The organism is Herbiconiux sp. FW305-C-125 (genome assembly GCF_058783455.1).
In genome coordinates, this window is record NZ_JBYSYO010000001.1 from 670,745 (window position 1) to 695,649 (window position 24,905).

The 24,905-nt window shown below is 73.0% G+C and carries 19 protein-coding genes; 3 read left to right on the plus strand and 16 right to left on the minus strand.

Annotation, left to right across the window (positions count from 1 at the left end; translation table 11 throughout):
* Nucleotides 1–4: 4 nt before the first annotated feature.
* Nucleotides 5–739 (minus strand): VIT1/CCC1 transporter family protein, encoded by a 735-nt coding sequence (locus tag AC3WLB_RS03450; RefSeq protein WP_492503293.1) that lies wholly within the window; start codon nucleotides 737–739, stop codon nucleotides 5–7.
* A 97-nt stretch (nucleotides 740–836) separates the two neighbouring features.
* A complete protein-coding gene (locus tag AC3WLB_RS03455) occupies nucleotides 837–2,717 on the minus strand; it encodes a cell wall-binding repeat-containing protein (protein WP_492503295.1) in 1,881 nt (626 codons plus the stop codon).
* A 117-nt stretch (nucleotides 2,718–2,834) separates the two neighbouring features.
* Between AC3WLB_RS03455 and AC3WLB_RS03460 the strand changes: the two genes are divergently transcribed.
* Nucleotides 2,835–3,605, plus strand: a complete 771-nt coding sequence (locus tag AC3WLB_RS03460) for a 4'-phosphopantetheinyl transferase family protein (protein ID WP_492503297.1) — start codon at nucleotides 2,835–2,837, stop codon at nucleotides 3,603–3,605.
* A 6-nt stretch (nucleotides 3,606–3,611) separates the two neighbouring features.
* Here AC3WLB_RS03460 and AC3WLB_RS03465 read toward each other — a convergent pair whose 3' ends face one another.
* The 3 genes from AC3WLB_RS03465 to AC3WLB_RS03475 form a co-directional block, all read right to left on the minus strand.
* Nucleotides 3,612–4,970: a M1 family metallopeptidase gene (locus tag AC3WLB_RS03465; RefSeq protein ID WP_492503299.1), complete on the minus strand. Its 1,359-nt coding sequence runs from the start codon at nucleotides 4,968–4,970 to the stop codon at nucleotides 3,612–3,614.
* On the minus strand, nucleotides 4,958–8,977 hold the full coding sequence (locus tag AC3WLB_RS03470) for a Pls/PosA family non-ribosomal peptide synthetase (RefSeq protein ID WP_492503301.1): 4,020 nt from the start codon (nucleotides 8,975–8,977) through the stop codon (nucleotides 4,958–4,960). The genes AC3WLB_RS03465 and AC3WLB_RS03470 overlap by 13 nt, the downstream gene beginning before the upstream one ends.
* Before the next feature lie 287 nt (nucleotides 8,978–9,264).
* Nucleotides 9,265–10,554, minus strand: coding sequence for a GNAT family N-acetyltransferase (locus AC3WLB_RS03475; RefSeq protein WP_492503302.1), 1,290 nt, complete (start codon nucleotides 10,552–10,554; stop codon nucleotides 9,265–9,267).
* A gap of 54 nt (nucleotides 10,555–10,608) precedes the next feature.
* Between AC3WLB_RS03475 and AC3WLB_RS03480 the strand changes: the two genes are divergently transcribed.
* Nucleotides 10,609–11,034, plus strand: coding sequence for a nitroreductase/quinone reductase family protein (locus AC3WLB_RS03480; RefSeq protein ID WP_492503304.1), 426 nt, complete (start codon nucleotides 10,609–10,611; stop codon nucleotides 11,032–11,034).
* 121 nt (nucleotides 11,035–11,155) lie between these two features.
* Here the strand turns inward: AC3WLB_RS03480 and AC3WLB_RS03485 are convergent, their stop codons facing one another.
* The 7 genes from AC3WLB_RS03485 to AC3WLB_RS03515 all read right to left on the minus strand — a co-directional run bounded on the left by AC3WLB_RS03485 (nucleotide 11,156) and on the right by AC3WLB_RS03515 (nucleotide 17,468).
* On the minus strand, nucleotides 11,156–11,440 hold the full coding sequence (locus AC3WLB_RS03485) for a GNAT family N-acetyltransferase (protein ID WP_492503306.1): 285 nt from the start codon (nucleotides 11,438–11,440) through the stop codon (nucleotides 11,156–11,158).
* A gap of 66 nt (nucleotides 11,441–11,506) precedes the next feature.
* Nucleotides 11,507–12,304 (minus strand): hypothetical protein, encoded by a 798-nt coding sequence (locus AC3WLB_RS03490; protein ID WP_492503308.1) that lies wholly within the window; start codon nucleotides 12,302–12,304, stop codon nucleotides 11,507–11,509.
* Nucleotides 12,301–13,383: a Gfo/Idh/MocA family protein gene (locus tag AC3WLB_RS03495; protein ID WP_492503310.1), complete on the minus strand. Its 1,083-nt coding sequence runs from the start codon at nucleotides 13,381–13,383 to the stop codon at nucleotides 12,301–12,303. Before AC3WLB_RS03495 ends, AC3WLB_RS03490 begins: the two co-directional genes overlap by 4 nt.
* Nucleotides 13,380–14,336, minus strand: coding sequence for a sugar phosphate isomerase/epimerase family protein (locus AC3WLB_RS03500; RefSeq protein WP_492503312.1), 957 nt, complete (start codon nucleotides 14,334–14,336; stop codon nucleotides 13,380–13,382). Before AC3WLB_RS03500 ends, AC3WLB_RS03495 begins: the two co-directional genes overlap by 4 nt.
* Nucleotides 14,333–15,520 (minus strand): GDSL-type esterase/lipase family protein, encoded by a 1,188-nt coding sequence (locus tag AC3WLB_RS03505; protein ID WP_492503314.1) that lies wholly within the window; start codon nucleotides 15,518–15,520, stop codon nucleotides 14,333–14,335. The genes AC3WLB_RS03500 and AC3WLB_RS03505 overlap by 4 nt, the downstream gene beginning before the upstream one ends.
* A complete protein-coding gene (locus AC3WLB_RS03510; RefSeq protein WP_492503316.1) occupies nucleotides 15,517–16,377 on the minus strand; it encodes an amidohydrolase family protein in 861 nt (286 codons plus the stop codon). The genes AC3WLB_RS03505 and AC3WLB_RS03510 overlap by 4 nt, the downstream gene beginning before the upstream one ends.
* Nucleotides 16,374–17,468 (minus strand): enolase C-terminal domain-like protein, encoded by a 1,095-nt coding sequence (locus tag AC3WLB_RS03515; RefSeq protein WP_492503318.1) that lies wholly within the window; start codon nucleotides 17,466–17,468, stop codon nucleotides 16,374–16,376. The genes AC3WLB_RS03510 and AC3WLB_RS03515 overlap by 4 nt, the downstream gene beginning before the upstream one ends.
* Before the next feature lie 128 nt (nucleotides 17,469–17,596).
* On the opposite strand from AC3WLB_RS03515, the gene AC3WLB_RS03520 reads away from it, so the two are divergent.
* Entirely contained in the window at nucleotides 17,597–20,140 is a 2,544-nt protein-coding gene (locus tag AC3WLB_RS03520; RefSeq protein ID WP_492503320.1) for a hypothetical protein, read from the plus strand.
* Here AC3WLB_RS03520 and erm read toward each other — a convergent pair.
* The 4 genes from erm to AC3WLB_RS03540 form a co-directional block, all read right to left on the minus strand.
* Nucleotides 20,085–20,906, minus strand: a complete 822-nt coding sequence (gene erm, locus AC3WLB_RS03525) for a 23S ribosomal RNA methyltransferase Erm (RefSeq protein ID WP_492503322.1) — start codon at nucleotides 20,904–20,906, stop codon at nucleotides 20,085–20,087. The two genes, AC3WLB_RS03520 and erm, sit on opposite strands and share 56 nt — an antisense overlap.
* Nucleotides 20,907–21,098: 192 nt before the next feature.
* Nucleotides 21,099–23,201 carry a beta-galactosidase gene (locus tag AC3WLB_RS03530; protein WP_492503324.1) on the minus strand — a complete coding sequence of 701 codons (2,103 nt, stop codon included), beginning with the start codon at nucleotides 23,199–23,201 and terminating at the stop codon, nucleotides 21,099–21,101.
* A gap of 1 nt (nucleotide 23,202) precedes the next feature.
* Nucleotides 23,203–23,820 (minus strand): SGNH/GDSL hydrolase family protein, encoded by a 618-nt coding sequence (locus tag AC3WLB_RS03535; protein ID WP_492503326.1) that lies wholly within the window; start codon nucleotides 23,818–23,820, stop codon nucleotides 23,203–23,205.
* On the minus strand, nucleotides 23,817–24,887 hold the full coding sequence (locus tag AC3WLB_RS03540) for a zinc-dependent alcohol dehydrogenase (RefSeq protein WP_492503328.1): 1,071 nt from the start codon (nucleotides 24,885–24,887) through the stop codon (nucleotides 23,817–23,819). Before AC3WLB_RS03540 ends, AC3WLB_RS03535 begins: the two co-directional genes overlap by 4 nt.
* Between the last annotated feature and the right edge of the window lie 18 nt (nucleotides 24,888–24,905).

Sequence of the window (24,905 nt, forward strand, 5' to 3'; positions counted from 1 at the left end):
GGCGTCAGACGACGCCGGTGGTGCCGAGGAGGGTGCCGATCGCGAAGGTGGCCGCGAGCGCGAGCACGCCGCCGATCACCACGCGGAGGGTGGCGCGCACGATGCGGGCGCCGCCGATCCAGGCGCTCAACGCTCCGGTGAGCACGAGCGCGATGATGACGACGACGAAGGTCGCCGCCACCCGGATCTCGGCCGGGAAGAGCAGGATCGACAGGAACGGCAGCAGCGCCCCCACCGTGAACGCGAGAGCGGATGCGCCGGCCGCCTGCCAGGGGCTCGCCAGGTCGTCCGGGTCGATGTTGAGCTCCGCCGAGAGGTGCGCAGCGAGGGCGTCGTGCGCCGTCAGCTCCTTCGCCACCTGGAGCGCCGTCTCGGGACTGAGGCCGCGCTGCTGGTAGAGGCCCGCGAGCTCGGCGAGCTCTTCGTCGGGCATGTCGCGCAGCTCGCCGCGTTCCTTGGCGATGAGCGATTTCTGGCTGTCGGACTGGCTGCTCACCGAGACGTACTCGCCGAGCGCCATCGAGATCGCACCGCCCACGAGGCCGGCGACACCCGCCGTGAGGATGGGCGCGACCGCGGCCGTCGCACCCGCGACACCCACCACGATCGCCGCTACCGACACGATGCCGTCGTTCGCGCCGAGCACCCCGGCGCGGAGCCAGTTCAGGCGGCTCGCGAGCCCCTCGACGTGCGGCTCGTGCGGATGGGCGGCGGGCCCGGTCGACGGAAGCTCTGACATGTCACCATGCAACCACATTGATGCCGGGCATCCGACCCGTCACTCGTGGTTGATTCGAGCCGCCCATACCAACCACGACTGACGGGTCGACGAGCGTTCAGCAGCTCGTGAGGCTCGCGACACCCGCGCCCAGGGAGTTGGGGCCGCCGAGCAGTGTCACCTTCGTGTTGTCGAAGTTCTTGAAGCTGAGCTTCACCGCCTGCGGCACGCAGTCCTGCGGCACCACGATGAGCGGAGCGCCCTGCGCACCCGCGAGCGCCGACCCGGCCAAGGCGTCCGGGAAGTTCAAGCCGGTGGCGAGGTACACGCGGTCGCTGGTGTCGTAGGCGGCCTGGTTGATGTTCAGCGACGCCTCGAAACGGTCGGCGCCGCTCTGCCGGGTGACGGTCACGCCGGGCTTCTTCAGCGAGTTCAGGATGCCCGCCGACACCGAGTTCGGGCCGCCCGCCACGGTGACGTCGGTGACGCCCAGGTCGGCCAGGGTCGAGGCGGTGTCCGGGTCGATGGCGGCGAGGGAGCCGTTGACGAGCAGCACGGGCCGGCCGCTGTGCCCGCCGGCGCCGCTGGCACTCAGCGCGTCGGGGAAGTTGAGGCCGGTCGCGACGTAGGCGCCGGATGCGCCGCTCTCGCCGAAGGCGTGCTCGGCGACGTTGCGCGACACCTCGAAGCGGTCGGCGCCGCCGATGCGGGTGACGGTGAGGCCGCGCTTCTCGAGCCCGGACTTGATGGTCTCGGAGACCGAGTTGGGACCGCCCACGATCACGACGTTCTTCGCCCCGAGGGTGGTGATCTCGTTCGAGACACCCTGGGTGAGGGCATCCGGCGGGGTGAGGAGGAGGGGCGCTCCGTCTTCGACGGCCGCGGGGCCGGCGGAAAGGGCATCCGCGTAGCTGGTTCCGGTGGCGAGGTAGACCGTGTCGGTGCCGCTCGGGTAGGCCTTCTGGGCGATGGCCACCGAGACGTCGTAGCGGTCGGCGCCCTGGATGCGGTCGACGTCGATGTGCGGGTAGCCGAACCAGTCGGTGTAGACGAACCAGAAGTTGAGGTTGCCGAGGCTGGAGCAGCCGTTGCCGTCGCTGCCCGGAACCATGGCCGCGGGGTTCGGCTGGTAGGGCGTGTAGTCGTAGAGGGCGGCGGTGGCGACGGTGCGGATGAGCACCGGGGCCGACCCGCAGGCGGCGTTCGGGTTGTAGTCGATGTCGGTGGTCTCGCCGACCGGGAAGGCGACGGGCGGGTGCAGCTTGGAGTTCTTGAGGTCTTGGGCGGCGTTGTAGACCTGCTTGAAGAAGCCGGCGTAGGCGGGGTTGCAGCCCGAGCCGGTGTCGTCGCAGCCGTAGAACGTGGCGTGCTGGTAGACGTCGTCGCTCGGGTTGGCGTCGCCGATGAGCGAGGACTCCTTCTGGATGAGGGCGAGCAGCGCCTTCTGGCTCACCCCGCAGGCCTGACCGATTGCGGCGATCATCGCGGAGGCCTTCGTCAGGCCGCCAGACACAGCGGTGCACTCGGCGTTCGCGGCCTGCGCGGGGCTCGGGTCGAAGGTCTTGATGTCGATGCAGTTCGAGCTCTGGCAGATCGGCACGGTCTGCAGCAGGAAGGTCTGCACCTGGGCGGCGGACATGGCCGAGCCGTTGTACATGTTGGCGTCGCTGATGATGTCGCCGGCACGGAAGCTCACGACGCTGCCCGCCACGAGGTTGGGGTGCACGTCGGTGCTGGGTGCGTCGGTGGGGGTCGGGGTGGGCGCGTCGGTGCTCGGCGCGTCGGTACTCGGCGAATCGGTGCTGGGTGCGTCGGTGCTGGGCGCGTCGGTGGGGGTCGGGGTGGTGACGGCGTCCGACCCGGGCGAGGGGGCGACCGAACCGGCGGGCGGGGTGGGCTGCTCGGCCGCAGAGGCGGCTCCGGCGGCTCCGCCCGCGACGAGGCCGACCGCGAGCAGCAGCGCGGTGAGGGACGTGGTGAGCGGCGCCGTCGTCTTCATCCCGCGAGCGTAGCGGCATACGACAGCTGTAGCCCACCCCGGCCGAGTGAACTCTCGGTGCTTTCTCACGCACCGCCGCGCTACGCTCACTCCGACCGCACGGAGGGAGGCCCGCACATGACGACCGCCTCCCCTGACTCCCCCGCCGAGATCGTGGTGGCCGTCATCCGCGACACGGGCGATCCCGCGGCCGACCACCGGACGCTCGCTGCACTCGCGGGCGAGCTCCTCCAGCCCGCAGCACCCGCGGCCACACCGCTGGCGTTCGTCGTCGTCCACCATTGTGCGCACTGCGGAGCGAGCGATCATGGCCGCCCGTCACTGCAGTCGGCCGACGGAACGGCGGTCGCGGGCGTGTACCTCAGCCTCTCCCGCGCGGCGGGGTGGGTCGGTCTGGCCGCCACGCTCGCCGCACCCGTCGGCATCGACATCGAGTCGATCGACGCCGTCGCCGCCGCCGGTCTCGACGACGTCGCCTTCGACGCGACCGAACGGGCGTCGCTCGATACACTGGCCGCCCACGGGAGCGAGTCCGAGGCCCGACGGATGCGCGCCTCGGCCTGGGCCGCCAAGGAGGCGGTGCTCAAAGCGGCCGGCACGGGCCTGCGCACCGATCCCCGCGAGGTCGCCCTCGACCTCGCCCACCCGGCGCGACCCCTCGCCCTCCGCACCGCCTCCGGCGGCCGCAGCACCCCCAAGATGGCTGCCGAGGGCCCCGCCCTCCACGAACTGGCGGCACTGTCGGACGGCCTGGTGGGCTACGTCGCCGTCGCGTCCGCCTCGCCCACGCGCATCCGTTTCGCCGAAGCTCACACCCTCGGCGACGCCGCACCCGCATCCGCACCCCCGCCCGGCCCGCGCCCGAACGACGGAGTTTCACGGCGCTGAACGCCCCTACAGCTTCGGCAGGGCCCGCCCGTACACCCAGCGCTCGACCAACTCTCCCACTGCGTCGCTGCCCGAGTGGGCCTCCATGATCTCCACGAAGTCCTCCGTCGACACCAGCCCGAAGCGGCACTCGGCCACGTACGCCTGCAACGACGGGAAGAACACCGCATCGCCGAGCGCGCGCCGCACAGCGTGCAACGCGAGCGCCCCCCGCTTGTACACGCGGTCGTCGAACATCGCTCGTGGCCCGGGATCGCCGATCACGATGTCCTTCGGCTGCGCGTTCACCTCCGCGCGGTACCAGGCCGCGCTCTGGTCGGCCGTCTTGCCGCCGCTGGCCTCCGCCCACAACCATTCCGAGTAGCAGGCGAACCCTTCGTGCAGCCAGATGTCCCGCCACCGAGCCAGGGTGAGACTGTTGCCGAACCACTGGTGGGCCAGTTCGTGGGCGATCAGCCGATCGGTGCCGTGCGCCCCGTCGACGTGGTTGCGCCCGAACACCGCGAGCCCCTGCGCCTCGAGCGGGATCTCCAGTTCGTCGGGGGTCACCACCACCGAGTACGACTCGAACGGATACGGCCCGAACTGCTCGCAGAACAGCGCCATCATCTCCGGCACCCGGCCGAAGTCGATCATGACGTCGCGCTCGATCGCCTGCGGGTAGAACAGCGTCTGCGGCGCCGCCCCCACGGGCGCGCCGAGCTGCTGCGACCGGTAGCGCCCGATCTGCACGGTGGCGAGGTAGGTCGCCATCGGCTGCCGCATCTCGAAGGTCCAGATGGTGCGCCCCGAACGGTTCACCCGCGACACCAGCGGCCCGTTCGACACCACCGTGTAGCCCGCCTCGCAGGCCACCGTGATGCGGTATGTGGCCTTGTCGCTCGGGTGGTCGTTGCACGGGAACCACGACGCCGCGCCGCTCGGCTGGCCCGCCACGATCACGCCGTCGGCGAGTTCCTCCCACCCCACCTCGCCCCAGGGGCTCCTGATCGGATGCGGCGCCCCGCGATAGCGCACCTCCACCGTGAACTCGGTGTCGGCGTCGAGCGCCCGGTCGAGCGTGATGACGAGCTTGCGCGGCGTCTCGGCGAGCTTGCGCGGCCGCTCCCCGTCGACGGTGACCTTCACGACGCTGAGCCCCGCGAAGTCGAGGCTGAACCGTTCGAGCGGCATCGTGCTGCGTGCCCGGATGCGCGCCGTGCCGTTCAGCCGGTTGGTCGCCACCCGGTAGTCGAGGTCGAGTTCGTAGGAGAGCACGGCGTAGCCACCGTTGCCGCTGGTCGGCAGGTAGTCGTCGCCCGCCGAAGCAGCCCCCGTGAACGCGGATGGTGGAGTGGCAGCCATGAGTGCGGTCAAGTCTGCCACGGTGCGATCGGATTGCCCGCCCACAGCGATCCGGCCGGCACGCGCTCCCCGCGCATCACGAGCGACGCCGGGCCCACGCTGGCATTCCGGTCGACGGCGGCGGCCGGCAGGATGACGCTGTGCGGCCCGAGCGTGGCGCCCTCGGCGAGCGCCACCGAGTCGAGCTGCATCACGCGGTCGTGGAACAGATGGGTCTGCACCACGCATCCGCGGTTCACCGTCGACCCGTCGCCGAGCGTGATGAGGTCGGCCTCGGGCAACCAGTACGACTCGCACCACACCCCGCGCCCGATGCGGGCGCCGAGGGTGCGCAGCCACACCGCGAGCGCCGGCGTTCCGGAGGCGTTCGCGGCGAACCACGGTCGTGCCACGGTCTCGACGAAGGTGTCGGAGAGCTCGTTGCGCCACACGAACGACGACCAGAGCGGATGCTCGCTCACCCTGATCCGGCCCACCAGCCCCCACTTGGCGGCCGTCGTGACGAGCGCGGCCACGGCTCCGGCGGCGAGCAGCACGACACCGGAGAGGAGGATCGCCCAGCCGAGTCCGACCTCGATCCAGAGCCAGTCGAGGGTCACGAGGATGCCGAGGGCGATCCAGGTGGTGACCACCACCGGCACGATCCGCAGGATCTCCCACACCGCACGCGCCACCTTCAGCGCGGTGGGCGGCCGGAAAGTGCGCGCCTCGTCGAAGTCGGAGACCGTGCGGCGCAGTCGCACCGCGGGGTTGCCGAGCCACGACGAGCCCCGCTTGCCGTTCTTCGGCGCCGACGACAGCACGGCGACCAGTCCGTTGCGTGGCACGCTGCGCCCCGGCCCGGCGATCCCGCTGTTGCCGAGGAAGGCGCGGCGCCCGATCTTCGCGCGGCCGATGCGCAGCCAGCCGCCCCCGAGCTCGTAGGAGGCCACCATCGTGTCGTCGGCGAGGAACGCTCCCGGCGCGATCGTGGTGAGGGCCGGCAGGAGCAGCACGGTCGAGGCCTCCACGTTCGCGCCGACCTTCGCGCCGAGCAGGCGCAGCCACCACGGCGTGGCGAGGCTCGAGTAGAGCGGGAAGAGCAGGGTGCGCGCGCTGTCGAGGATGCGCTCCGTCGACCAGGCCTGCCACCCGATACGGCTGCGCACGGGGTAGTAGCCCTCGCGCATCCCGATGCCGAGCAGGCGAACGGATGCGGCGACGAGCACCGCGTAGGCGAGCCCGGCCACGAGCACCGCCAGCGGGGTCGCGAGCGCGGCGCGCGCGGCGGCCTCGCCGAGCGACGCGGGCTCGCCGACGACCGCTCCGACGACGAGCGCGCCGAGGAGGACCGCCACAGCGGGGAACGCCGCCATCGCGATCGAGCCGAGGGCGTAGGCGACGAGCCAGCGCCGGGCCGGCAACGGACGGGCGGCGGGCCAGGGCCGCCGGGCGGAGCCCACCCGGGCGGCGGGCGATCCGGCCCAGCGCTCGCCGCTCGGCACGCGCCCCGACACCGCGGCACCCGCCTCGACCTCGGCCCCGCGGCCGATGTTCGCTCCGCCGAGCAGGGTGCTGCGCGACCCGACGGTGGCGTCGGCACCGATGTGGATGCGCCCCACCCGGAAGGTGTCGCCGTCGAGCCAGTGCCCGGCCAGGTCGACCTCGGGTTCGATCGCGGCTCCGGCACCGACCCGGAGCATGCCCGTGACCGGCGGCAGGCTGTGCAGGTCGACGCCGCGGCCGATCTTCGCGCCGAGCGCGCGGGCGTAGTAGCTGATCCACGGCGCGCCCGCCAGGCTCACGGCACCGGAGAGCTGGGCGACCTGCTCGGCCAGCCAGACCCGCAGATGCACGGTGCCGCCGCGCGGATAGTCGCCGGGGCGCAGCCCCGCGAGCAGCAACCGCGCGGCCACGACCGAGATGGCCATCTTGCCGGGCGGGGTCACGAAGAGCACGAAGCCCACGAGCACCCACCACCACGACACGGTGGGAAGAACGGTCCCGGCCCCGGCTGCCGCGAGCAGGTTGTTCGCCGCCGCCAGGTACACGAACCAGCGCAGCCCCACGAGCACGTGCAGCGGAATGCCGAGCAGCGTCTGCGCGATACGGCTCGACGCCGGTGTCACGTCGATCGGCCGCTCCGCTCCGCGCCCGGAGCCGGCGCCCGCGGGAGCGCGCCCGTCGAGCTCGTCGGCGAGGGAGCCGATGCGTGGGTGGTCATAGATGTCGGCCACACGCGTGTCGGGGAATCGTTGACGGATGGCGGAGACGAGTTGGGCGGCCGAGAGCGAGCCGCCGCCGTGGGCGAAGAAGTCGTCGTCGGGGCTCTCGACCGGGATGCCGAGGATGGCCTGCCAGCTCTCGGCGAGCCACGCGGCGGTTGGCGAGAGCGCAGCGGGGCCCGCGCCGGTAGCGTCGTGTCCCGCGTGGCCGCCTCCGGCGGCCGGCAGCGGCCAGGGCAGCGCGGCCCGGTCGACCTTGCCCGAGGTGCGGGTGGGCAGCGAGTCCACCACGGCCAGCAACGGAACCAGCGCCGCCGGCAGCTCCTGCCGGAGGCGGTCGTTGGCGGCGGCCCGGTCGAACGCCACGCCGTCGGCCAGCGCGAGGTACCCGACGAGCACCTGGTTGCCCGCGGGTGTGGTCTGCACCACCGCGGCCGCGCCGGCGACGCCGTCGAGACCCTGGAGCGCCGCATCCACCTCGCCCAGTTCGATGCGGCGGCCGCCGAGTTTCACCTGGTCGTCGGCGCGGCCCACGAAGAGCAGACCCGCCTCCTCGAAGCGCACCAGGTCGCCGGAGCGGTAGGCCCGCTCCCACCCGAGAGTCGGGAACGGAGCGTACTTCTCCGCGTCCTTCGCCGGGTCGAGATACCGGGCGAGCCCCACTCCCCCGATGACGAGCTCACCCACTTCCCCCTCGCCCACCCGGTTGCCGCGGGCGTCGACGACGGCGAGCATCCAGCCGTCCAGCGGCAGACCGATGCGCACCGGGCCGGTACCGAGCAGAGCCGCGCAGGCGACGACGGTGGCCTCGGTGGGGCCGTAGGTGTTCCAGACCTCGCGGCCGCGGGCGGTGATGCGCGCCACCAGCTCGGGCGGGCAGGCTTCACCGCCGAAGATGACGAGGCGCACCAGCTCGAGCGACTCCTCGGGCCAGAGAGCGGCGAGGGTGGGCACGGTGGAGACGACGGTGATGCCGTGGGCGATCAGCCACGGGCCGAGGTCGACACCGGAGCGCACCAGCGAGCGCGGCGCGGGCACGAGGCAGGCCCCGTTGCGCCAGGCGAGCCACATCTCCTCGCAGGAGGCGTCGAACGCGACCGAAAGGCCCGCGAGCACGCGGTCGCCCGGGCCGATGGGGTCACTCTGCAGAAACAGTCGCGCCTCGGCGTCGACGAAGGCGGCGGCCGAGCGGTGGGTCACCGCGACGCCCTTGGGCACGCCGGTGGAGCCGGAGGTGAAGATGATCCAGGCGTCGTCGTCGGGCGTGGGCGACCCGACGGCGGGGATGGTGCCCGTCGGCGTGGCGAGGGAGGGCGGGGTGTCGCTCGGGAGGGTGCGCGCGGTGAGCGCGACCTCGGCGTCGGAGCCGGTGGCACCGGCGCGGCTGGCCTCGACCGCCGGGCCTGTCGCGCCGGTCGCACCGGCGCGCGCCTGGAACACTCCGCCCGGCCCCACCACGCCCATCACGCGGGCCTCGCCGAAGACGAGCTGGGCGCGCTCCTCAGGGTCGTCCGCGTCGACCGGAACGTACGCGGCGCCGACGGTCAGCACCGCGAGGATCGACACGTACAGCTCACGTGTGCCCGACGGGATGCGGATACCGACCCGATCGCCGCGCCGCACCCCCGCGCGGGTGAGGGCTGCCGCCTGCGTGTTGACGAGCCGCACGAGGCGGCGGTAGCTCACGGCGCCTTCGGGCGAGTCGAGGGCGAGGGCATCCGGGTTCTCCAGCGCCGTGCGGGTGAGGATGTCGACCAGCGTGCGCTCCGGAGTCGTTCGCGCCGCCGCGTCGAGCACGCGCTGACCCCTGCTGTCGTCGCCCACTGGTCCTGGTCCCTCTCCGCCTGCGTCGTCCGCGCGCCCACCCAGCCGCGTCGCGGCCACCGGCGTCGGCGGACCGGTGCGATTGAGCGTAGGAAGCGCAGGTGACCTCCAGGTGAACGCGAGGTGTCCCCGCCCGCCCCTCACCGCCCTCTGCCGCCGCCGCAACGACGGAGATTCAACGGACTTGTCGCGAACGACGGAGCGAGAGTCCGCTCTGGGCGAGAACTCCGTCGTTCGCGCACCGAAGCGCGTGCAGCTACCGCGGCGCGGGGCACCGCGAACCTGAGTCAGAAGTGGGTGATGCCGTAGAGGGGCTGCACGGGGGCGAGGAGGCGGGCGAAGGCGGCTGCCGCGCCCGGGGTGTGCTCCGTGACGCGGCCGGCCGCCGCGAGCACCCGCGCGTCGGCGCCACCGAGGTAGAGCGAGCCGAGCGCCGAGGCGTCGAGCTCGAGGGCAGGGGTGGCCGAGTCGTCGCGGACGACCTGGGCGCGGGTGCCGGCCACGCGCATCCGGTAGCGCCCGTCGGCGTGACCCAGCGGGTCGACGACATCGAACACGATCGAGCCCTCGTCGAGGTAGCCGCGCGCCTCGAAGGCGGCGACGACGTCGAGGATGCGCAGCCAGAGCCAGTCGTCGACACTCTTCACCGACACGAGCCGCCAGTCGGTGAGCGCCCAGCGCAGCGGGTCGTCGGCGGGCGCAGCGCTGTAGGTGACCGTGCCGACGAGGTCGATGGCGGCCAGGAACTGCCAGAGCCCGAGGTAGGCGTCGGCGTTCTGCGCCACGAGGTCGACCACGTCGATGACGTGCGGCTCGCTCTCCCAGCCCGAGAAGCGGTAGGTGACGTAGCCGTCGATGGCACCCGACTCGTCGTAGTGCAGCGCTCCGCGGACGGCCGGGTCGTCGTCGTCGCCCTTCTCGCCGTCGAGCCCCGACACCCGGCCCCAGTACTTCGAGTGCCGGTCGACCGAACCGACACGACTGCCGTGGAAACCGGCGAAGACGGCCGGCCCCAGCGTCGCGATCTCCCGCGCATCGACGAGTTCGCAGCGACCGCGTGGCTCGCTGGTGAGGCGGAACCGCGCATCCGTCCCCACCGACACCGAGTGCACCGTGGTGGCGACGCCGAAGCCGAAGCGCTGATAGATGGTCGCCTCGGAGACGGTGAGCGCCGCCACCGCGTACCCGTCGGCGGCGGCGCGGGCGAGGTCGTCGGTCATCATGCGGCGCAGGATGCCGTGCCGCCGGTGGGTGGGCCGCACGGTGACCGCCGAGATGAGGTGCGCCGGCAGCAGCGCGTCGCCGCCGACGTTGATGGTGCGCTCGAAGCTCGCGAAGGTGGCGACCGGGACCTCAGGGCCGAGCGAGGACTGCGGGCGCGACTCGGCGTACACACCGGTGAGCACCTGGCCGTCGCGCGCCAGGTACGCGGCGGAGCGGGCGAGCGTCTTCTCGCTCGGTCGCGGCTCGTGGAAGCCCTGCGTCTCGGCCAGCAGCCACGCCCGGGTGGCATCGCCACCGGGGCCCTCGGTTGCGGCGGTGAAGGAGCGGAAGTCGTAGTCGGTGCCGGAAACCATGCGTCAACGCTACGCGATACCCCCGACACCGTCATGAGCGCTAGCGTGGGCAGCGTGACTGACTTCAACCAACGCATCGTCGACGAGTTCCGGGCCAACGGCGGCCGCGTCGAGACGGGCGGCTTCGGCTCCAGCCTCCTGCTGCTGCACAGCACCGGGGCCCGCACCGGAACCGAGTACGTCAGCCCCGTGCTCGGCATCCCTCAGCCCGACGGCAGCATCCTGATCGCCGCGTCGAAGGGCGGAGCGCCGGAGAACCCGGCGTGGTTCGGGAACCTGCGCGCGCATTCGGACACCCGCATCGAGGTGGGCGACGGCCAGGGCGGCGTCGACACGGTGGACGTGACCGCCGAGGTGCTGCGGGGCGGCGAGCGGGACGCCGGATGGGCGCAGTTCACGGAACGCTCTCGAGGGTTCGCCGAGTACGAGGCCAAAGCCGGCGGCCGGGTCATTCCGGTGGTGCGGCTGATTCGGCACTGAGAACGGCCGGCGCTGAGAACTGCCGCTGCTGCGAATCCCGGGGTAAATGCTGGTGGAGAGGGCCGAAGCCCTCCCCACGAATGAGCATAGCAAGTCCGGCCGGTGAACGGCGAATGTCGCGTCAGCGCGAGAGCAGCGCCGCCCGCTCCGGATGCTTGTCGAACCACTGCCCGACGTACCAGCACATCGGCACCACACGGTAGGAGGTGGTGTTCTCGACGTCGTCGACGGCGAAGGCCACGATCTCGCCCGCGTAGCCCTGGCCGCGCTTCTTCGGATCGGTGAAGGTGTGGGTGAACGAGATGGTGTCGTCGTTCACCACGTAATCGACGGCGCTCACCATCGCCCCGTCGACGCGCAGCGTGTAGCGGTGCCGGTCGGCCTCATGACTGAATTCGCGTGCCATCTCCCCACCCTACGTCCGTCTTCTGACGTGCCGGTCACTTCGACCGGTGTGCGTGAGGCATGAAACTCAGCCGAGAAACGCCGCGGCCGCCTGGAAGGCCAGAACGGGGTCGGGTGCGGTGCTGGCACCCAGGAGGTCCCGGGCTTCGCGGAGGGCGGCGCGGTAGGGGGCCTCCCAGCGGGTCGGGAGCTCGATGGCGCGATCGGGGGTGGTGAGCACCGCCTGGCCCGGCCGGGCCGTTCGGCCGTCGGGGACGGTCACGCGGAGCGTCTCGGCGCTCGCTGCCAGCAGGATGCTCAACTCGCCCGACGCGACAACGCTCCGGGCCGCGCTCAACACCACCGCCGCGCCCGCCGCCGTGCGCCCGTGCGCCAACGCTGCCGACGCGGTCTCGGCGACCACCTGAAGCGAAGCGACCTCGACGCCGAGACGCTGCACGGCGCGCAACTCCGCGAACAACACCGATCGCAGGTCGCGACCCCCGGGCGGCTCGATCGCCGACGCCTCGATCAGCCCGGCCCGCGCGACCTCGGCATCCCATTCCGCCCGAACCGCGGCCAGCACGGGGTTCGACGCCCACGGCTCCGCGAGCACGACGGCAGCAGCGGATGCCCGCCCAGCAGCCGCGACCCCGCCCTCGCGAAGCTCGGGGGCGGGGTCGCTCACGACCACCACCCGCGCGCCCGCGTCGGCCGCGACCCGGACCCGGAGTGGCCAGCCGGCCGCGCCCGAGACGACCACCACGTCGGCCGCGGTCGGGCTCCCGGCCGGCCGGTACGACAGGGGCAGGGCGGCAAGCGCGGCGGTGGTCGCGGCAGTGCGCCGGGCATCCGCCGGGCCGATCCACAGGGTGGCTGGCGTCATCGTGGGCCGTCCTCTCGGGCCAGTGCGGCGGCATCGGCGGCGATGCCGACGGCGAAGACGAGGTCGTCGATGAGGGTCGCGAGCGCGGGTGCGGAATCGCGCTCTCCTGAGGCGATGCGGTGCACGGCCCGCCACTCCCCCTCGTACCCGTTGTGGTCGAAAGGCCCGAGGCGCACCGAGCGCCCCGCCGTCTCCCACGTCGCCACCGCCGAACCCGCGTGCACGTACGAGGGAGTGAACTCGACGTGCAGACGAGCCGATTCGCTCAGCACCTCGAGCTCCCAGCGCGGCCGCCACTGCTCGGTGAGCGCACCGATGAGCTGCACGAGGCGCCCGCCCGACGTGAACCCGATCTCGTAGCCCCACGGCGAGAGGGCGGAGGCCGACACCACGCGCACGCCGTCGTCGGCGCCACCACCACCGCCGCCACCGCCACCACTCGGCAGGAAGCGCCGGATCAACGGCAGGTCGTGGATGGCGAGACCGAGCACCCCGCCCGTCACCATCCCCGCCCGCACCTCGGGGTTCGAGAGATCGGCGGGCCCGAGATCGGGCCGCGCCGTCAACACCTCCGTGGCCGCCGACTCGAAGCGTGCGTTCGGCGGCAGCACCACCCGCGACCGGATGGTGTGCGCCTCGCTCTCGAGCGCACCCCACTCCTTCGCCACCGCGAGCCACGCCGGGTCGAAGGTGTGCATGGCGCCGACCACCACCGGCACCCCGGTCTCGCGGCTGACCTCGGCGATCTGCGCCGCCTGCTCCCGGTCGGTCGCGAACGGCTTCTCGCACAGCACGGCCCGCTTGCCCGCGCGCATCGCGGCGATCGCCTGCGGCGCGTGGAACGAGCTGGGGCTGCAGATCGCCACCACCTCGACGGCCTCGTCGTCGAGCAGCTCCTCGAGCGAGCTCACCGGTCGGGCGCCCACCCGGCCCGCCACGGCGGCCGCGACCTCGGGGTTCACGTCCATGATGCTCCGCACCGCGAACAGCTCCGGCAGCCGGGCGAGGGTAGGGAGGTGGATGGCCTGCACCACCGGCCCCGCCCCCACGATGCCCACGCCGAGCGGCGCCGCGGTCATCGGGCGTCCTCCGTGAGCGGCGCCTCGGCGGAGGGCGTCTCGGCGAAGTACGGCTCCGCCAGCAGGTTCTCGCGCGCGAGCACGGCGCTCTCGAACGGCGTGCCGTGCTTGGGCAGATCGACCTCCACCACGTACCAGCCCCCGTACCCGGGCGGCAGCGCGGCCAGCACGCCCGCGAGGTCGAGGTCGCCCGTGCCCGGCTCGGCCCAGATGCGGTAGCCGCGGGTGGCGTCGAAGTAGTTCGCCCCGTCGCGCAGCACGGCGGCTGCCGCCGACGAGTCCAGGTCTTTCAGGTGGATGCTCGCCACCCGGTCACGGTAGTCGGCCACGAGGGCCACGGGGTCGGCTCCGGCGAAGGCGAGGTGACCCGTGTCGGGCCCGAACATGAGGGCGCTGCCGTGCGTGCGGTCGAGCACGCCGCGCACCTCGGGCTCCGTCTCGATCCACGACGCGACATGCGGATGCAGCGCCACGGTCACGCCTTCCGCCCGAGCCGCGTCAGCCGCCTCGGCGAGCCCGTCGGCCATCACGGCGAGCCGCTCCGCCGACGCCTCGACCCCGATGCCGGGCCGAGCGCGCCGCGCGTCGCACATGTGCTGGGCGATGAACAGCGCGTCGACGCCGAGCTCGGCGGCCTCGGCGGCACGCCGCCGCGCGCCCTCGACGACGTCGGCGCGCTCCTCGACGCGGTCGAAGAACCCGCCGACGTACCCCGGCGCCGGCCGCAGCCCGTACGACGCGATGAACTCTGCATACTCCCTCACGGTGAAGCCGGGCGGCACGTCGGCGTGCACCGCGGTGTAGCCCGCGCGGGCGATCTGCTCGAAGCTCGCGTGCAGGCGTGGCCGGCTGAGGTCGAGGTCGCTCCCCTCCAGCACGAACGACAGCGGGTTGATCGCGAGGCGCTCGCGCCGAGGCGCGGCCGAAGTGGCGGTGTGGGAGAAGTCGGTCATTCCAGCCTCGTTCCAGTGGATGTTTCGGCCTGCGCGATCGGTCCGGGCGGCGGCGACCAGGCCGCCTCCCGTGCGAGCGCGACGAAGCGCTCTCCCATGAGCACATACCCCGCGGCATCCGGATGCAGGCGGTCGTGCAAGTGATGCACGTCACCGGGCCCGAGCAGCCGGCGCCCGTCGAGGTAGTGAACGGGCTCCCCCGCGCGATCGGCGACCACCTGCTCGAGGATCGGCCGCACGGTCGACAGGGTGAGCACGCCCGGCCGGTCACCCGCATCCGGTGTGCCCGTCAGCAGCCCGTCGGCTCCCACCACGGTCGGCCCCGGCGTGGTCTCGTGGATCGGTGCCGAGATGGGCGAGATCACCACGACCGGCGTGCCGGGCTGTGCCGACCGGATGGTGTCGAGGAAGCCGTGCACGACCGGCGCGAAGGTGCGCATCCGCAACGCGTCGGCGTTGACGGGGTTGGTGCCGATCTCGAGCGTGATCACCTCGCTCGGCACGTCGCGGATGACCGCCGCCGCGAACGGATCGAGCATCGCCTGCCCGCCGAGCCCGAGGTTCGTGAGGTCCCAGTCCAGCGCCAGCGCCGCGACGGCCGGCCAGGTGCGGGTGGGCCCGTCGGCCTCGGCGGAGTGGCTGATCGAGCTGCCGTAGTGCGTCCACCGCGGCCGAGGCCGGGCCGGAGCGGGCGCGAACGGCGCGTCGGCACGCACCGAGCGGATGCTCACCGCGCTCACGTGCGGCAACCAGACCTCCACCGTGCGCGCCTCGGGTGCCGGGCCGTCGAACGAGAGCCGGGCAACGCTGACCACGCCCTCGACGTACGACACCGTCCCGCCCGCGAGCTGCCGCAGGATCGGTCCGTCGAGAAACCCCTGCCGATCGGTCTCCCGCCCGCCCACCACGGCCACGAGGGTCGCCGGCCGCGCGTCGTCGGGCACCCCCGCCGGAAAGCTGCGCGTGAGCTCCGCCGTCACCTCGACCCAGGCCGCCGCGGTCGCGAACTCGAGGCGCACGCCGGCGGTCTGCGCCGCCATCCGCTCGATCGACTCGTCGCCCCCGCGCCGCCGGATGAGGTGCGGCAGCCGGATGGGCGACACCCCTTCCGCCGTCTCGTCGACGAAGGTGGTGCCGCGCACGGCCGCCCGCACCTCGTCGCGCGACATCTCGAACACCGTCATCCCCACGCTCCCGTCGTCGTGCCACGCGCGGGAAGGCCGAGCAGCCCGAGCATCGTGCCCCCGAACACCCGTTCCCGCTCCCCGTCGTCGAAGAACCCCAGAGCCTCGTGCGCGAAGGCGAGCGCGTCGCCGTAGCTGTGGTGCTGCGTCGACACCGGCCAGTCCGAACCCCAGGCGAGCCGGCCCGGGCCGAACGCCCGGGCGAGCCGTTCGAGCCGCGACCGCACGTCGAGGTAGGGCGGCGACTCCGCCGAGACGTAGCGGAACCCCGACACCTTGACGGCGATCCGCGGATGCACGGCGAGGCCGGTCAGCACCGCCACCTCGTCGTCGGTGCCGGCCAGCCCCTGGTGGTGCAGCAGCAGCTCGAGGTCGGGGTGCCGCCGCGCGAGTTCGCCGAGCGCCGGGTGCCACGCGGGCGGGGCGTGCAGGCTCGCGACCAGACCCAGCCGCTCAGCCGCCCCGAAGAACGCCGCCGCCTCGGGAGTGTCGAACCAGCCGTCGACCTCGTCGGCCAGGTAGTGCGTGAACCCGACCACGCCGGGCCGCGCCGCCTCGCGCTCGAGGCGCGCTGCGGCGCCCGGACGGTGGTAGTCGGGCGACCAGCGCGAGTCCACGTCGACGACCATCCGCAGGGCGTCCGGATGCTCGGCCACCGCCGCCGCGACGTCGTCGTTGTTGCGCGGGTTCGCGGTGCCCGCCGCCGCCGACCCGATCTGCGCCGCGACCACCAGGGCACGCGACACCCCGTTCGACGCGAGCTCACCGAGCAGCGCCTCCGCGCTCGCGCCGCCGGCCGGCGGTGTCGAGGGGTAGGGCCAGTGCCGCCACAGGTGGCAGTGCGCGTCGACGATCACCGCAGGCCCACCGAACGCGGATCGATGCCGACACCCGGGCCGGAGCCGACCGACGGCACCGCCGCCGGCGCGCCGAGCCCGACCAGGATCTCGGTGAGCCCCTCCACGCCGGGCGACACGAGCAGGTGCACGGCCCACGGATGCATGGCCGCTCCGTGCGGGGCGAAGGTCACACCCCGTTCGGCGGCGAGCGCCGCCACCGCGCGGGCGACGCCGATCCCGCCGCACCAGGTGACGTCGACCTGCACCACGTCGACGCAGTCCGCGTCGAGGAAACGCTGGGCCTCGGTCAGGCCGAAGAGGTGCTCGCCGCCCGCGACCGGCACGGGCTGCCGGCGCCGCAGCTCGGCGTAGCCGGCGAGGTCGTCGGGCAGCAGCGGTTCTTCGATCCAGCCGAGCGAGTGGTCGCCGGCCTCGCGGAGGAAGGCGGTGGCGTAGTCGAGATCCCACGACATGAAGCAGTCGACCGAGAGCGGCACCGCAGCCGGCACCCGCTCCCGGGTGGCGTCGAGACGGGCGAGATTCGCGCGCAGCCCCGCCGGTCCGTCGGCCGGGCCGTACTGCATGGGCACCTTCACCGTGGTGCTCGTGGCGATGAGGCCGGCATCGATGCCGTCGAGCAGCTCGGGGGCCGGGCAGGTGAGGTAGTGCTCGAGCGGATGCACGTTCCCCCCGAGTTCGGTGGCGAGCGGCACCCCGGCCGCGCGGGCCCCGAGGTCCCACAGGGCCAGCTCGCAGGCCGAGAGCGCCATCGCCAGCACACCGCCGGCCGCGTAGGGCAGCGCCGCGCGCCGGAGCTGCTCCACCCGGGTCTCGAGCTCGAGCGGGTCGCGCCCGAGCAAGAGGTCGCGGAAGTGGTGCTCGATGAGCGCGGCCGTCACCGCGCCGCCCCGGCTCTGGCCGACGCCGAAGACCTCGCCGCCGTCGGCCTCGACGAGCACCCAGACGAGGTCGCTGCCGGGGCCGCGCCAGCTGCTGCGCCGCTCCGCGAACTCCGGGTAGCGCGACATGGGGGTCGAGACGCGGCTCTCGTCGAGCCAGGTGCCGGAGGAGAACGGCGCAACCGTCACGACGACATTGCTGATCTGCACGGGCTCCTCGGTTCAGACGTCTTCGTTCGCAGGGGGCACAGCGATGCTAGCGCGCATCCGACCCAGAGTTCAACATGTGAGACTATTGTACAGCCCGCTGGATTATCGCCGACGATTCTGGAGCCCCGATGAGTTCCCGCCCCCGCATCCGCCCGCTCGCCCGAGTCGGACTGGAGACCTCACTGAAGCCGTTCCCGTCGTGGAGCGAAGCGGATGTCGCGGCCACCGCCGCGACCATGTTCGAGCAGTGGCGCGACCTCCTCGCCGGCGCGGAGAGCGCCACCGTGCTGCTCTGGGTCGCCGACGGCAGCGAACTGCTGCAGTGGAACGGCGATCTCGACCGCGAGCTCGACTGGGCGAGTTCGGTGGGCTTCTCGAACACCGAGTACGGCGCCTACCCCCACGCCGTCACGCCCGACAACGTGGCTCAGCCCTACCGCGCCGATGTGCCGACGCTGCGCTACCGCGACATCCGTCGGCTGGTCGCCACCATCCGCCGGGTCGGCGAGGAGCGCCTCGGCATCCCGGTGACGGTCGGCGCCACCTTCGACCCGGGGCCGGAGTTCACGCGCTCGCCGTTCAAGTACGAGGAGCACCCGGAGATCGTGGCCGCCGACAAGGAGGGCGAGATCGGGCGGCTGATCCGCATGATCCGGGCCAACTCGGTGCTGCACGCCGACGAGCGGCCGTTCGCCGGCTATCCGGATGGCATCCCCGAGGACACGGTGTTCGGCGAGTTCCTCGGCCGCCAGGCCGACTCCTACCTCGCGGCGATGGGCTTCGACTACCTCTGGCTCTCGAACGGGTTCGGGTTCAGCGCCTACTCCTGGACCCCGCTCGGCGAGGTCTACGACGGCGAGACCTTCCACCCCGGCCGGGTGCCGGCCGTCGCCGCCACCCTGCTGGAGTTCTGGCGGGTGTTCACCGCCGAATGCCGCTTCCCGGTGGAGGTGCGGGGCACGAACTTCTCGGCCGGCATCGACCTGGGAGCAGACGCGGTGCCCACGCGCGAGATCTACCGCGCGGGCTCGTTCCGCAACCCGCCGCCGAATTCGCCGTGGGGCCCGCTGAACGAGGACTTCGGCATCGAACTGGCGGGGTACCTCTCGCGCATCGCCGAGGTGCCGGGCGACGGCTTCCTCTTCCGCTTCTACGTCAACGATCCCTGGTTCTGGCAGAACCCGTGGTGGGACTTCTACAACCGCGAGCCGTTCGACATCGACCTGCCGCTGAGCGTCTCCCGCATCGACGAACGGGGTGCCGTGCGCACCGCATCCGACGTGCAGTTCCTCTCCATCGACACCGAGCGCGGCGAGCTCGACCCGAGGGCCGGGCGGGAGGTCTCGTCGCACGTGCTCCGCGCGCTGGAGGCCGCGCCCGACGCGGCCGGGCCGGTCGTGTGGCTCTATCCGCTCGACGAGTACTCCGCCGATGCCCAGAACGAGCCGGCGAGCATCCAGTTCCCCTTCTTCGAGGACTGGTACCTCACCGCCGGCATCAACGCGGGCGCACCGATCAACACGGTCGTGTCGACCGGGTCGCTCGCCGCGGCGGTCGAGGCGGGCACGCTCGACGGGCGCGTCGTGGTGACGCCCACGCGCTCCCTGCGCGGCGCCGTGCTCGAGCAGCTGGTGACGCTCGTCGAGCGCGGTGCGCGCATCCTCGCCTACGGCCCCGCGGAGCGCGCCGACGACGCGGGGCGGCGGCTGCTCGGCCTGCGGCTCGCGGATGCCCTCGAGGGCGACCTCCAGTTCACGACCACGTTGGCCGCCGACACGGTCGTTGCGGGCGAGCTGCGGCGGCCGCTGCGGCACGTGGCGGCGCTGTCGGGCGGTGGTGTGCGCGAGGTCGCGGATGCCGACTCGGGCGCCGTGGTGCTCGCCAGCGTGCGCAGCGCCGACGTCAGCACCGATGGCAGCGGCGCGCATGACGCCGGCGCCGCCGACGACGCGGGCCTCGCGGGCGCGAGCGACGGTCTCGACGCCGGCTCGCGGGCATACGCCACCCGGCGTGGCCCCTGGACGTGGGTGCGCGGGTCGTCGGCCTTCGACCGCGCACCGCTCGACCAGCACGGCTTCCGCCCGGCTCGTGCGCTCGACCCCGCCGAGTTCGAGGAGGCCGGCGCGGTGCTGCGGCGGCTGCTCGGCGAGCTCGGGGTGTCGTGTGGCTTCGTGCGCCGCACCGCCTCGTCGAAGGTGGCGGTGCAGACGGTGCACGCGAGCGACAACGCGCTGCGGCTGAGCGGCTACCTCGCCGACACCACCACTCGGCCGCGCTACCGCCTGCCGCACGGGGCGCCGCTCGCGACCGGCCACGAGGCCTGGTTCGAGAACGGCCACACCGAATACGCCTTCGGCAAGTCGGTGCACGCCGAGGTGCGCCTGTTCGTGCAGCAGGAGACGGCGGGCACGGTGGCCTGCCGTGAGTCCCCGGCCTACCCGCACGCGATGACGCGCACCCTCACGGCCACCGGTTTCGCCGATGCCCGGGTGCACGTCACCGTCCCGCGCGACGCCGCGCAGGTGGTGCTGGTACGCGACGACCAGGCCGACCTCAACCTCATCGGCGACGTCGTGGCGATGCGCGACGTCACCGCCGAGACCGTCGACGGCCTCCTCACCCTCGAGCACGTGACCGGGACGATCGTCGTGAGCTGGGCGATCCCCGGCTGACGACGGATGCCCGGCCGAGGGCTCCCCACAGCGCCAGCCACTGCTCGACCCCCAGGTCGCGCGGGAGGGCGCCGTGCGCATCCGCCCGCGCGACCGCCGCTCGCGCCGCGGTGACCGGTGCGCCCGTGGCACCGGCCACGATGCGCTCGAGAGTGCCGCCCCGGCCCGCGAAGACCGCGCCGACGAAGCGTTCGTACTCCTGCCGATCGGCCACCGGCAGCAGCGGCGCATCGCGCCGGGTGATGGCGAGAACGCCTCCGTCGACACTCGGCGACGGGGTGAAGCCCCAGCGCGGCACCCGCCCGTGCAGCGCGACGGTGAACCACGGGTCGTGCTGCGCCGTCATCATGGTGCGGCCGCCCACCCCGGCGCGCTTCCGCGCGACCTCCCACTGGGTGACGAGGATCGCCTGCGACCACCTCTCCTCGCGGAAGAGGCGACGGAGGATGGGCGTGGTGAGGTGGAAGGGGATGTTCCCCACCACGGTGGTCGCGCTGATCGGGTGGCGCAGGGCGTCGGCGTGCACCACCTCGACGGCGGGCAGCGCGTGACGCAGCCCCCGCACGCGGTGTTCGTCGAGGTCGATCGCGGTCAGGGGCCGTCCGAGCGCGGCGAGCGGACGGGTGAGCGCGCCGTCTCCGGCGCCGAGCTCCAGCACGGCACCGCGGGTGGCTCGCACCAGGCCTGTGACGAGGTCGATGGTGGGTAGGTGGGTGAGAAAGTTCTGGCCGAGTTCGTGTCGGCCGCCATGGCGGGAATGCGGCATGAGCGTGCTCCAAGAGAAGAAGGGAGCACCCCGCGGGGCGAAGCAGGTACGGCGAAGCGCCCGTCCGAGGTGCAGATGGTCTCGGAAGACGGCGCGCTGATGCGAGGGAGCGAACGCGCCGTCAGGCGCGGCGCTCACGGATGGTGACGATGCACGCCGTCATGGGCGCGCTCAATATTGTTCCCACGGCCCTCAGTCTACCGGCGACGCTGCTCGGCGCCAGCGGAGCACCGCGACGCCCCAGGGCGACAGCGTGACGCGGAGGCCGCCCTCCACGAGCGCGGCGTGCGCATCCGTGAGCTCCTCGAGTCCGGCGGCTCCGGCGAGGGAGTCGCCCTCCACCAGCAGGTCGGCATCCGGCTCGCCGATGAGGAACAGCACGGTCCACTCGGCGCTGCGGCCGAGCCGCCACTGCAGCGTGGTGCCGTCGGTGCCGGCGACACGGATGCCCGGCTCGACGCCCGCGAACGCCGCGAGCTCGCGCACCGCGGCCAGGAAGCCGTCCGAGGGCACGGCGGCGTGCGCGAGACCCGGGAAGCTCCCCCAGGAGATGACGGTGCCTTCGCCGCGGGCGAACCGCAGCGCCGCCCGCCGCCCGTCGTGCCGGCCGATCACCCGGTCGCCCGGCGCGTCGTATTCCTCCAGCCAGCTCGCCGTCGGCAGGGCGATCTCCTCCGCACCGAGCACCACCGTGAGCACACCATCGTCAGGGAGCATCCGCCGGCCGAGCGATCGCACACCCAGGGCCACTGCCGCCGTGCGCTCGGGCGGGTCGCGGTAGAACGCCTCGTCGTCGAACGCCGCGAGGTCGGCCTCCGTCACGAGCACGCCGCCGCGGGCGACCCAGGCGGTGATCGTGGCGAGGGCCGCATCCGGAACCGACAACGGCCACGGCAGCACCAGCAGCCGCAGCTCGTCGAGCCGGTCGAGATGATCGGGGTCGAGCACCTCGTAGGGCAGCTGCAACTGCTCGAAGGCCTGCAGCCAGCCTCGCGTGCTGCCGTGCGCCTGCCGGGCGGCGACGCCGTCCTGCGCCCACTCCAGCTGGTACGTGGTGGGGAGGAAGAGCACCCCGGCGCGCGCCGGTGCGGGCCGGTAGCCGTCGAGCAGCTCACGGTGCTCGCGCAGCAGCTCGGCGGTGCGGGCCATCGCACTCGCCCGGTGGGCCGCCTCGCCGTCGTAGCCCGAGAACCCGAAGCCGGCCGACTCGCGGCCGAGGATCTCGTCGCGCCACTGCCAGACGATCACCCCCTTGGCACCTCGGGCGATCCCGTTCCAGATCCAGCGCTGCTGCTCCTCGGCGCGCACCGGCGGAAGCACGTGCAGCCCGATCTTGGCGCCGCCGCCCTGCAGTTCGGCGAGCCAGAACGGCCGGTCGCCCGCCGCACTGCGGGTGGCTTCGATGCGCACCCCGAACTCCAGCGCCGACATGGCGGTGACGTGCGGGAAGCTCGAGGTGCCGTAGCCGTCGAGCTCCGCGGCCAACGCGAAGTCGTTGCCCCGCGACAGCGCCTGCTCGAACAGGCTGCCCGGGGAGTTCACCGACGGCTCGCCGCAGTGCGCCCAGACCGGATGCCCGGGGTCGGCCGCCCGGATCGTGTCGCGCCGCATCCGCAGGTGCACGGTCGCCCGCTCGGTGAGGAACTGCTGGAACGCCACCAGGTCGGTGTAGGGCAGCCCGGGCTTCCGGCCGGGTTGCACGTCGTCCCAGCTGGCGAACCGCCGCCGCCACGCCCGCGCCACCCCGTCGAGGTCGCCGTAGCGCCGGCAGAGCCAGTCGCGGAACGCCTGCACGCTCGCCGGGCTGTAGTCGAGGTGGCCGTCGGCCTCCATTGCCCAGCGGTTCTCGTTCCAGCAGTCCCAGGCCCGGAGGGCCGGATGCCCGCCGAAGTGCCGCGCCGCCGCGTCGAGGAAGGTGCGCATGCCGGCGAGCACCCGCGGATCGTCGATCGAGCCGCCGGGGGTGACCCCGCTCTGCAGCTCTGCGCGGGTGGTGGAGGGCGTCACGCGCCCGAGATGGTCGACGACAGCCGCATCGGGGTACCGGCGCAGCAACCACGCGGGCTGCTGCTCGGCGATGGTGCTGATCACGACGCCGAGACCGTGCTCGTGCGCGAGATCCATCAGCCGGTCGTAGTCGCTCCAGTCGAAGACGCCCTCGACGGCCTCGACCCAGCCCCAGACCAACCAGAGCTGCACGGTGTCGAACCCGGCCGCGGCGATCCCGGCGAAGTCGTCGGACCAGAACTCGGGGTCGGGCGACGGCGGGCGGTAGTACTGAACGCCGAGCAGCATGTCAGTCGCTCACCGACTCGAGCCAGGTGCGGGCGAGGAGGTCACGGCCGGCGTCGGTCGGGTGCACGCCGTCGTGCAGCAGCTCGGCGGCGGCGACCTCCCGCGCGCGAGCGGTGAACGCGACATCCGCCGGCACCAGAGTGGCGCCGAACTCGCCCGCCAGTCCCCGCACGACCTCGATCTTCGGATCGAGGTCGTCGCGCCAGTCGGCCTGGCCCGGCCGGACGGGGAGGAGGAACGGTTCGATCAGCACGAGCCGCGCTCCGGTCGCAGCGGTGCGTTCGAGCACGTCGCGGCAGCCTGCTTCGAATGCGGCCGTGCTGGTGGCCTCGCCGCCGTCGTAGCGCCGCCAGGTGTCGTTGATGCCCACGAGCACCGAGACGAGATCGGGGCTGTACGCGAGGCAGTCGCGTTCCCACCGCTCGACGAGATCGACCATGCGGTTACCGCCGATACCGGTGTTGACGACCTGCTCCACAGCGCCGGCGGCGCGACGGGCGGATGCCACCCGCGCGACATACCCGACCCCGAGGGCGTACGGGTCGGCCAGGGGGCTGCCGTCTTCGGTGATGCTGTCACCGATGAAGACCACGGTGTTCATCGCGTGCGCGGTGCTCATCGGGCGTGCGCTCCCGCCCCGGCGAGCGCCGGCTCCTGCCGGAAGCTCACCAGCACCTTGCCGGGAGTGGTCACGCCCTGGGCGAGCCCGAAGAACTCCTCGTCGGCGCTCTCGGGCTCGACCACGCGGCTGATGAGCGCGGCAGCGGTCTCCGGATGCGCGGCCACCAGTTCGGCCGCATCGGCGAAGTCGCGCGCGGAGTAGGTGAAGCTGCCGACCACGGTGCGCTCGGCGGTGCTGATCTGGAACGCGTCCAGCTGCACCGACGGCTCCCCCATGCCGACGAGCCCGACCGTGCCCCCGAGCACCGTGCAGCGGAGGGCGTCGGCCAGGGAACGCGAGCTGCCGACGGCGTCGATCGCGACATCCACCGGCCCGCCGTCCCGCTCGAGCACCTCGAGCGGGTCGGCCTGGGTGGGGTCGATCACCGTCACCCCCATCGTGGCGAGCAGTTCGCGCCGCGCGGCGCTGGTCTCGGTGACGTGGATGCGCCGCACCCCGAGCGCGACGAGCGCCAGCACGACGGACTGGCCGATCGGGCCGCCGCCCACCACGAGCACGCGGTGCTCCGCCGTGACGCCCGCGCGGCGCACGGCGTGCAGAGCGACCGCGATCGGCTCGACCAGCGCCCCGTGCTCGACCGGCATGTCGTCGGCCAGGCGCACCACGTTGGCGACCGGCACCACGACGTAGTCCGCGAAGGACGCCGTGCGTGCCGGGTCGACGCCTATTACCGCTTTGCGCGGGGAGTGCTGCTCGCGCCCGGCGTACACCTCGCGGTCCTCGGCCGGCAGCACGACGGGGTTGAACGTCACCGCGTCGCCGATGGCGAGCCCGTTGGCTGCTCCGCCGGCCGCGTCGCCGAACTCCTCGATGGTGCCCGAGGACTCGTGGCCCATCACCTGACCGAGCGAGCGCCGCCCGTTGTGCCCGGTGTACCCGTGCACGTCGGAGCCGCAGATACCCGTGTAAGCCACCCGGATGAGAGCGTCTCCCGGGCCGGCCGTGGGCACCGGGTGCTCGGCCAGAGCCATTCGCCCGAATTCGGCCAGGACCAGTGCGCGCATGGCTGTCTTCCTCTCGTC

Bases quoted from the DNA above. Each gene is read 5' to 3' on its own strand.
- AC3WLB_RS03530 (WP_492503324.1), bottom strand. From the start codon at position 23,201: ATGCTGCTCGGCGTTCAGTACTACCGCCCGCCGTCGCCCGACCCCGAG.
- AC3WLB_RS03485 (WP_492503306.1), bottom strand. From the start codon at position 11,440: ATGGCACGCGAATTCAGTCATGAGGCCGACCGGCACCGCTACACGCTG.
- AC3WLB_RS03450 (WP_492503293.1), bottom strand. From the start codon at position 739: ATGTCAGAGCTTCCGTCGACCGGGCCCGCCGCCCATCCGCACGAGCCG.
- AC3WLB_RS03495 (WP_492503310.1), bottom strand. From the start codon at position 13,383: ATGACCGCGGCGCCGCTCGGCGTGGGCATCGTGGGGGCGGGGCCGGTG.
- AC3WLB_RS03455 (WP_492503295.1), bottom strand. From the start codon at position 2,717: ATGAAGACGACGGCGCCGCTCACCACGTCCCTCACCGCGCTGCTGCTC.
- erm (WP_492503322.1), bottom strand. From the start codon at position 20,906: ATGCCGCATTCCCGCCATGGCGGCCGACACGAACTCGGCCAGAACTTT.
- AC3WLB_RS03520 (WP_492503320.1), top strand. From the start codon at position 17,597: ATGAGTTCCCGCCCCCGCATCCGCCCGCTCGCCCGAGTCGGACTGGAG.
- AC3WLB_RS03460 (WP_492503297.1), top strand. From the start codon at position 2,835: ATGACGACCGCCTCCCCTGACTCCCCCGCCGAGATCGTGGTGGCCGTC.
- AC3WLB_RS03490 (WP_492503308.1), bottom strand. From the start codon at position 12,304: ATGACGCCAGCCACCCTGTGGATCGGCCCGGCGGATGCCCGGCGCACT.
- AC3WLB_RS03535 (WP_492503326.1), bottom strand. From the start codon at position 23,820: ATGAGCACCGCGCACGCGATGAACACCGTGGTCTTCATCGGTGACAGC.
- AC3WLB_RS03500 (WP_492503312.1), bottom strand. From the start codon at position 14,336: ATGACCGACTTCTCCCACACCGCCACTTCGGCCGCGCCTCGGCGCGAG.
- AC3WLB_RS03540 (WP_492503328.1), bottom strand. From the start codon at position 24,887: ATGCGCGCACTGGTCCTGGCCGAATTCGGGCGAATGGCTCTGGCCGAG.
- AC3WLB_RS03505 (WP_492503314.1), bottom strand. From the start codon at position 15,520: ATGACGGTGTTCGAGATGTCGCGCGACGAGGTGCGGGCGGCCGTGCGC.
- AC3WLB_RS03475 (WP_492503302.1), bottom strand. From the start codon at position 10,554: ATGGTTTCCGGCACCGACTACGACTTCCGCTCCTTCACCGCCGCAACC.